Source organism: Nitrospirillum bahiense (assembly GCF_007828025.1).
GTDB lineage: Bacteria > Pseudomonadota > Alphaproteobacteria > Azospirillales > Azospirillaceae > Nitrospirillum > Nitrospirillum amazonense.
The window spans coordinates 1-8,540 of the sequence record NZ_VITO01000030.1 but is presented as its reverse complement, the minus strand read 5'-3'; the positions used below and the strand labels follow the sequence as shown (position 1 = coordinate 8,540).

General features: G+C 67.4%; 7 protein-coding genes. 5 read left to right on the top strand and 2 right to left on the bottom strand.

The features are described 5' to 3' along the window. On the top strand, window positions 1–601 hold a 601-nt coding region (locus tag FBZ88_RS30425; RefSeq protein WP_186464630.1), incomplete at its 5' end, for an MBG-2 domain-containing protein. A 77-nt stretch (window positions 602–678) separates the two neighbouring features. Beyond that, entirely contained in the window at window positions 679–2,448 is a 1,770-nt protein-coding gene (locus FBZ88_RS27740; RefSeq protein ID WP_186464629.1) for a ShlB/FhaC/HecB family hemolysin secretion/activation protein, read from the top strand. A 50-nt stretch (window positions 2,449–2,498) separates the two neighbouring features. Here the strand turns inward: FBZ88_RS27740 and FBZ88_RS27735 are convergent, their stop codons facing one another. Both FBZ88_RS27735 and FBZ88_RS27730 read right to left on the bottom strand, forming a co-directional pair. Further along, window positions 2,499–3,449: an amidohydrolase family protein gene (locus FBZ88_RS27735; protein WP_145620235.1), complete on the bottom strand. Its 951-nt coding sequence runs from the start codon at window positions 3,447–3,449 to the stop codon at window positions 2,499–2,501. A gap of 98 nt (window positions 3,450–3,547) precedes the next feature. Continuing rightward, on the bottom strand, window positions 3,548–4,639 hold the full coding sequence (locus FBZ88_RS27730) for an alpha/beta hydrolase family protein (protein WP_211102829.1): 1,092 nt from the start codon (window positions 4,637–4,639) through the stop codon (window positions 3,548–3,550). 244 nt (window positions 4,640–4,883) lie between these two features. Here FBZ88_RS27730 and FBZ88_RS27725 point away from each other — a divergent pair, with 244 nt between their 5' ends. The 3 genes from FBZ88_RS27725 (at window position 4,884) to FBZ88_RS27715 (ending at window position 8,382) form a co-directional block, all read left to right on the top strand. Next, window positions 4,884–5,579, top strand: coding sequence for a TetR/AcrR family transcriptional regulator (locus FBZ88_RS27725; RefSeq protein WP_145620233.1), 696 nt, complete (start codon window positions 4,884–4,886; stop codon window positions 5,577–5,579). 132 nt (window positions 5,580–5,711) lie between these two features. Continuing rightward, entirely contained in the window at window positions 5,712–7,190 is a 1,479-nt protein-coding gene (locus tag FBZ88_RS27720) for an FAD-dependent monooxygenase (protein WP_145620232.1), read from the top strand. Between the two features lie 76 nt (window positions 7,191–7,266). After that, window positions 7,267–8,382, top strand: a complete 1,116-nt coding sequence (locus FBZ88_RS27715; protein WP_145620231.1) for a THUMP domain-containing class I SAM-dependent RNA methyltransferase — start codon at window positions 7,267–7,269, stop codon at window positions 8,380–8,382. Window positions 8,383–8,540 lie beyond the last annotated feature (158 nt).

Below are 8,540 nucleotides of genomic sequence, written 5' to 3'. Positions count from 1 at the left end.
CCTGACGGTCAGCGGCGCCGGCACCAACGCCGGCAGCTACACCCTCACCCCCGGCGGCCTTACCGCCGCCAACTACGACATCAGCTATGTCGCCGGACCCCTGACGGTGAACAAGGCGGCCCTGACCGTCACCGCAAACGACGTCACCATCGCCTTCGGCGGCACGCCGGCCTACGGCGCCAGGTACAACGGCTTCGTCAATGGCGAAACGGCCGCCGTCCTGGGCGGCAGCCTGGTTTACAACGGTGGCGGGACAGCGGCCGGTACCTACACGATCACGCCGGGCGGCCTCACGTCCGGCAATTACCTCATCAGCTACGTCTCCGGCACCCTGACGGTGCAGGCAGATACGTCGCCGCCCGTGGTGGTGCCCGAGGTGCCGTCCTCCACCCACTTCGTGGACCAGCCCTCCGGCAAGGTGCCCTTCACCCCCACCCAGCCACTGGTGGGTTCAGACTACTCGCAGGGCAACTATCGCGTCATCTACCTGGCGCCACCCGCCACGGCCAGCGGCACCATCACCAACACCTCGACCTTCTCCGCCGCCCACCAGGATGGGACGGATGAGACGGAGTTCGACATCGCCAAGCGGTGGCGCTGAAGCGCGCCATGACCGTCCCCTGCGCCCCCACGCCCGCCATTCCTTCTCCCACGACCGCCTCCATGCCCAGGAATTCCATGCCCGTCCCTCCGGCTCGCGTTCTCACCGCCCTGCTCTTGGCCGGCCTGTCACTGACGTCCGTGCGGGCGCAGGCGCAAAGCTATGAGCGCATCGCACCCAAGGAGCCACCCGCCAAGGCACCGGCGGACCAGGCGCCACAGCCGCCCATGCCGGCCGCCCCCGCGCCCGAGTCAGACCGGGTGATCCTGCCTCAGCTGAAGGGCCTGGCCTTCGTGCCCTCGCCGGCCGCGGTGAAGCCGCACGGCAGCACCGTCACCGGCGTGGACACCGGCGGCATCGACATCCTGGACCGCCCCGGCTTCCGCCCTATCGCCGAGGCCTATATCGGCAAGCCCCTGCGGCTGGCGGACCTGAATGAGCTGGCCCGCCGCATCGTCGCCTTCTACCGCGACAACGACCATCCGCTGGTCGACGTGCTGGTGCCGGAACAGGACATCGACAACGGCACCGTGCAGGTGGTGGTGCGCGAATTCACGGTGGGCCAGGTGGCGGCTGAGGGCAACGAGTGGTTCGACGGCGCCCTGCTGACCCGTCACATCAGCGCCCGCCCCGGCGACCGGGTGGAGGGGGAGCGGCTGCTGCGCGAGGTCAACGGCCTGAATGAGAACCCCTTCCGCCAGGTGGATCTGGTCTACCGCCCAGGTGCCACGCCGGGCACCACCGATCTGGTGCTGTCCACCCGCGACCGTTTCCCCCTGCGCGTCTACGCCGGCTATGACAACAGCGGCGCGCCCAGCACGGGCCGCGACCGCTGGAACCTGGGTTTCAACTGGGGCAACGCCTTCTGGCAGGATGAGCAGCTGTCCTATCAGCTGACCACCAGCAACGATTTCTGGCATGACCGGCCGGGCGGGCGGAACGCGTCCTTTGTCGGCCATTCCCTCAGCTGGCTGGCGCCCCTGCCGTGGCAGGACCGGCTAATGATCTTCGGCAGCTATGAGGAAAGCGTGCCCAATGTGGGCAATGATTTCGGCCTGGTGGGCAAGAGCGGCCAGGCCAGCCTGCGCTATCAAATCCCGTTGGCGCGATCGCCGGATTTCTCCCACCAGCTGGAATTCGGCTACGATTTCAAGACCACCAACAACAACCTGGCCTTCGGTGGCGTCCAGATTTCGCGCACGGCGACGGAGATCAACCAGTTCTCCGCCAACTACAACGCCATCCTGGGTGATGCCTGGGGCAGCACGGGGTGGAGCAACACCCTGGTGTGGAGCCCAGGCGGCCTGACCGGGGACAACACCAACGCCGCGTTCCAGCCGGGCGACAACCAGTCCGGCCGCCTGGGCGCCAAGGCCAACTATCTTTATGTCCGTAGCGAGCTGAACCGCTTGGTGAAGCTGCCGGAGGACGCGGTGTGGGCTACCCGCGTGGTGGGGCAGCTGAGCAACCGCGCCCTGCTCGACACGGAACAACTGGGCGCCGGCGGCGCCGACATCCTGCGCGGCTATGACGAGCGCGCGGTGAACGGTGACCAAGGCGTGCTGATCAGCACAGAGCTGCGCAGCCGCACCTTCAAGCTGGTGCAACGCGGCCCCGATGACGCCCTGCAGTTGCTGGCCTTCTTCGATTACGGCAGCCTGTGGAACCGCAACATCCCGGCCGGGGAGAGCGACAACGTCAATCTGGCCAGCACCGGTGTGGGCCTGGGCTACACCTACGGCACCTATCTCACGGTGAAGTTCGCCTACGGTTGGCAGTTGCGCAAGCTGCCGGGCGCCACGGAAAAGGGGGAACTCGGCCACGTCTCGGTGACGCTGAGCTATTGACGCGGCAAGGCCGCCGGGTGGCCGGCCCGGCGGCTGTCGAGGCGAAACCCTCAGCCCAGTTTGTAGAAGCGGACGGCGTTGTTGTAGAAGATGTCACGCCTCTGGTCCTCCGTCAGGAAGGGGGCCGATTTGATACGGTCTATGGCGAGGCCGATGGCATCGGGCCAATACATCTGGTCTGTGCCGAACATGATGCGCTTGCCGAATCCGGCGTCGACCAGGGCTTTCAGATAGTCATTGAAGGCCGGCCGCGGCAGCAGCCAGTCGATAGCGCCCGTATCCGCATAGACATTGGGATACAGCATCAGCATGGCCATGGTGTCTTCCAGGTAGGGCCAGCCGCAATGCATGAGGTTAAGGCGTAGCTTGGGATGTTTGTTCAGCGCCTCCTCGACATATTCGGGATTGCCGAAGCGGGCCCGGGCGGTACGACAGCAGGGGTCGAAGGTGGTGCCCTCGGGCATGGTACCGGTGTGCAGAGCCACCGGAATGTCCAGTTCTTCCGCCAGGGACAGGTAGGGGTCGTACAGCGGGTCGCTCAACGGCAGGCCGGCATACTGGGAGGTCAGTTCCCCCAGCACCTGCAGCTTGCCCTGCGCATGCAGCTTGCGCAGTTCCTCCAGCGGCGGCAGGGGCGTGTCCGCCGATCCGCGGATGCCGGCGCCCACTAGAATGCGGCCGGCGTCCCGGTCGTGCCAGTCCACGGCCGCTTGCAACCGGTCGCCATCGCCTCCGCTGACCACGCCCCTGACCACGTTCAGGCGCTTCATCTCCGCCAAGCAAGCCGTGAGATGGTCGGCACCGGTCTGGATGGGGCTCTTGGCCCCGGTGATGGGATTGACGATGGGCTTCTCAAAGCGCATCGATGCCGGATAGGCGTGCAGATGCACATCGATGATAGGCTGGTTGGTTCCGGTCGCGGCGACCAGGGGTTGCGGCAGGGCCAGCATGGCCAAGGTGCCGCCACCGAGCTTCAGGAAGTCCCTACGACCGCTCTGCATATCATTCCTCCCAGGGGGTTTATTGTCGTTGAGAACTGGCAAGGCGGGCCAGCCGCCACCGCAGGATGTGACGGGTGCCACCTGGACGAAAGGGCCAGTTAGGGCCGCCCGCCCGGTGACAGCGTGTCTTGGAACAGGCGGACCGCCTCCGTCAGGGCAGCCGTATGGGCGCGCTCGGCCTCTGGCGCCCGCTCGCAAAGTTTGAGGACCGTCCGGCCATGGGGCGTGCAGATGCCCACGAAGCTGTAGTGGGCCGCCCCTGGCACCATCACCAATCGCGCGTCCTTGACCAGGCGCGCCGCCACCCCCGCCTCGGTGGCGGCGGGCACCAGCGGATCGCTGTCCCCCACCATCAGAGTGGTCCGGGCGGTGATGCGGCCCAGGCTTTCCGGCGACAGCATCTGCACAGGCGGCGCGATGGCCAGGACCGCGCGCAAACCCGGAAGGGCCGCGCCTTCCGACGCGCGGGCGGCCGCCTGGTCCAGCCCCAGCATATGGATGCCGGCGCGCTGGGTGACATGGGGCGCATCCGGCGTTTCCGGGGCGGTGTCGCAGACTTGGTCCGCCGGCTTGCCCGCGCAGAAATCATCGAAATGTCCGGGATCGATGACGGCGCCGCCCAGGGCCAGCGCCGTCATGCCGCCCATGGAAAAGCCGGCCGCGCCGACATGCCCCAGGTCGAGGTGCGGGCCCAGCGCCGGATCCGTCGCCATGGCGCGCGCGGCGGCGATCAGGTCGCGCGGCCGCTCCCACCAGGCGGTTCCACCCACCGGGGTGCGATCCAGCGCGTTGTTGCCGGGATGGCTGACCCCGACGACGACGAAGCCGCGCGCCGCCAATCCACCACCCAGCCAGGACAAATCCTCGGCACTGCCACCGAAGCCGGGGGACAGCAGGACGACCGGATGCGCCCCGTGTGCCGGCTCCGCATCGATGGCGGCCGGCCCGCCCACCAGCAACGCCTGGCCAGGCGGACCGACGTCCACCTCCTCCTGCGCCGTTCCCCCCACCGCCGGATACCAGATCGTGAGATCCAGCAATGGCCGATGATCGCTACGCCGTGCCGCCGCGCTGGCAAGCGGTACCTCGCGATAGGTCAGCCCTACGGGGGCGGCCTCCGCGGCGGGCACAGCGGCCCACAGGAAGGTGGCCCACAGGAGAGTGGCCGGGCCCATGCGTTTCAGGATCAATTTTACCATAACCGTCGCAAGGTTCATAACTGAGTGAATCACTGATACACTCATGATACCGCCTGGACAAGCCTTTGGCACGGTCCTCCTGCCGTTCGGCTGCTTTCCACTGACGTCATAGAGGCTTGGCGATGTTCATGAAGGACGCCCAAGGAACCGTCGGCTATTCTCCCCCGCCGCCGACATAATCCGCTCCTGCTCGCCAGGGGGTGGACATGGGCTGGCTGGGGACGGAGGGTGAGAGATGCGCAGATCGAGCCGGCTGGGACTACGCCCGCTCCGTGAGATCGCCGAGGCGGGGTTGCAGTGTTTCACCCAACGCGGCTTTCGCCTGACCCAGATGTCGGATATCGGGGCGGAACTGGGCATGTCGCCCTCCGCCGCCTACCGCTATGTCGAGAGCAAGGAAGCCCTGTTTCATATCGCGGCGCTGCACGCCGCTGGCATATCGCTGGACGATCTGCCCCTGCCGGTGGCGGTGGACGATCTCGCGGAAACCGTCCTGTCGATCGAGGCCATCGTCCGTTCCTGGCCGCGTTGGCCGGCGCTGCGGGCCGCCCTGGACCATCCCTCGCCGCTATCCCAGCTTGAGAACGAGGCGGCGGGCATCGCGACCGAGCTATACGATTTCCTGGCCGCCGCCTGGCGCCTGATCGTCCTCTTCGACCGCACCGCCAACGACATCCCCAGCCTGAAAACGGCCTTTACCCAACAGTACCGCGCACCCTATCTCGCCGATATCGTCACCTGGTTCGCCCACCGATATGCAGGTGACGGACCGGTGGAAGCCTTCGCTCGTTCCGGTATCGAAGCGATCAGCTGGCTGGCCATGCGGCGGCGAACGGACCCGGCGGCGGCGGCCATCACCGGGGAAGAGGCGCGGCGCGCGGCCTCGCACTGCCTGTACGCGCTGCTTCAGGCCCCACAGCAGCGGCCATAGACGTGAGGGTCGAGCGGGTGGCCCTGCCTCCGCTCAACTTATAGATGGCGTTGAAAGAGTTGAGTTCAAGAATTGCCTGATCGCCCTGCCGGTTCATAAAGTCCCGCCCTCCGAAACAAGGAGGCTGGGCAGATGGATAAAGGCACGCGACAGGATCATGCGGTGGTCATCGCCGGTGGCGGCCCCACGGGGCTGATGCTGGCCGCCGAGTTGGCCCTGGCGGGCGTCGACGCGATCGTCGTCGAACGCCGCCCCAATCAGGATCTGGCGGGGATGCGGGCCGGCGGCCTGCACATCCGCACCATCGAGGTGCTGGACCAGCGCGGCATCGCCGACCGTTTCCTGGCGCTGGGGCAAACCCATCCGGTGGGCCATTTCCATGGCCCCACCCTGGATTTCAGCGACCTCCCCACCCGGCATCGGTATTTCCTGGCCCTGTCGCAGAATCACATCGAGCGCTTGCTGGCCGACTGGGCCGGTGAACTCGGCGTGACCATCCTGCGGGGGTGTGAGGTCACGGGCTTCACCCAGGACGAGGAAGGTGTTGACATCGCGTTGTCCAGTGGCAGGCGGCTGCGCGCCGGGTATCTCGTCGGCTGCGACGGCGGGCGCAGCCTCGTCCGCAAAGAGGCGGGTATCGACTTCCCCGGCTGGGACGCGACCAAAAGCTGGCTGATCGCCGAGGCCGAATGGAGGGAAGAGCCCGAATGGGGCTTTCGCGCCGACGCCACCGGCACCCATGGGATGGGCAAAATGGATGATGCCGGCCGTGTCCGCATCGTGCTGACCGAGCGGGAGCTCAAGTCCGGCGGCCCCCCCACGCTCAGTGAGGTGCGGCAGGCGCTGATCGCCATTTATGGCACCGATTACGGCATTCACAGCCCGACCTGGATTTCCCGGTTCACCGACATGGCGCGGCAGGCCGCCGCCTACCGCGACCGGCGGGTATTGCTGGCCGGCGATGCGGCGCATGTCCATCCCCCGATGGGCGGCCAGGGCTTGAACATCGGGGTGCAGGACGCCGTTAACCTGGGCTGGAAACTAGCCCAAGTGGTCAAGGGGACGGCACCTGCCGCCCTGCTGGACACGTATCACCGCGAACGGCACCCGGTGGCGGCACGGGTGCTGCTCATCACCATGGCCACCGTGGCGCTGCAGCGCCAGGACGACCGCTCCAAGGCCCTGGGCCAGCTCATCTCGGAATTCATGGCCATGGACGCCCCGCGCCAGCACGTCGCCGCGCAGATATCGGGCTTGGCCGTTCGTTATGACCTGGGCGACGGCCATCCGCTGCTGGGGCACCGCATGCCCGACCTTGACCTGATCACGGCCGATGGCCCCCGCCGGCTCTATACCTACCTGCACCGGGCGCGGCCGGTGTTCCTCACCCTCGGGCCGGGCGCTGGCATCGACCTCACTCCCTGGGGCGGACGGCTCCAGAGGGTTGACGCCAGCTATGACGGGCCGTGGGAACTGCCCGCGTTTGGCCCCGTCCCCGCTCCGGCCAGCGTGCTGATCCGCCCCGATGGCTACGTGGCCTGGGTGGGGCAACCGGATGACCAGGATCTGGAGGAGGCGCTGACCGCCTGGTTCGGACCGCCCGGGTCTTGAACCCTGCCCCGCCGGCACGGAAGCCATGGCGAGAAAGCCCTCGCCGGCTAGGGGGGCGGCACGATATCAAAGCGCCATGGATAAGCGTGAAGACTTTGATATCTACGTGGTGACCACACCCGGCCTGGAATCCGCGCTGTGCGCGGAGATGATGGCGGCCGGCTTCACCGACCCGCAGCCCGGCAAGGGTGGTGTCAACACCCGGGGCGGCTGGACGGAGATCTGGCGCGCCAACCTGGAGCTGCGCGGCGCCACCCGCGTGCTGGTGCGCATCGGCTCCTTCCGCGCCTTGCACCTGGCGCAGTTGGACAAGCGCGCCCGCCGCTTCCCCTGGGCGACTTTCCTGCGGCCCGACGTGCCGGTGAAGGTGGAGGCCAGCTGCACCAAGTCCCGCATCTACCACGCCGGCGCCGCAGCGGAGCGCATCACCCGCGCCCTGTCGGAAGAGTTGGGCGCCCCCATCGCGGACGATGCCGAGATCGTCATCAAGGCCCGCATCGATGACGACCTCTGCACCTTCAGCATCGACACATCGGGCGAGTCATTGCACAAGCGCGGCCATAAGGAGGCGGTGAACAAGGCCCCCATGCGGGAAACCATGGCCGCCCTGTTCCTGCGCCAGTGCGGCTATGACGGCCATGAGCCCGTGGTCGATCCCATGTGCGGCTCGGGCACCTTCGTGATCGAGGCGGCGGAGATCGCCGCCGGCCTCAAGCCTGGTCGTTCCCGATCCTTCGCCTTCGAGAGGCTGGCCGGCTTCGACGCCGCCGCCTGGGATGCGCTGAAAGCCTCCGCAACCCTTACCGCACCAACCATGCGCTTCCATGGCAGCGACCGTGACGCCGGCGCCGTGAAGATGAGCCAGGACAACGCGATGCGGGCCGGCGTGGCGGACTGGACCGACTTCCGGCGCCAAGCCATCAGCGACCTGACCCCGCCCGACGGCCCGGCCGGCCTGGTCATCGTAAACCCGCCCTATGGCGGGCGCATCGGCGACACCAAGCAGCTCTATGCCCTGTATGGCAGCCTGGGCAGGGTGCTGCGCGAGCGCTTCCACGGCTGGCGCGTCGGCATCATCACCAATGAACCGGCCCTGGCCAAAGTGACCGACCTCTCCTTCCTGCCCACCGGCGCACCAGTGCTGCATGGCGGCATCAAGGTGATCCTATATCGGACGGCACCTCTAGCCTGAGCGCCGCCGGCCGGTTTCCCGGCCGGACCGCGGCCCCAAAAGCAAAACCCCCGCCGGCGTTATGCGGGCGGGGGTTTGTGTTTGGTTGCGGGGGCAGGATTTGAACCTGCGGCCTTCAGGTTATGAGCCTGACGAGCTACCGGGCTGCTCCACCCCGC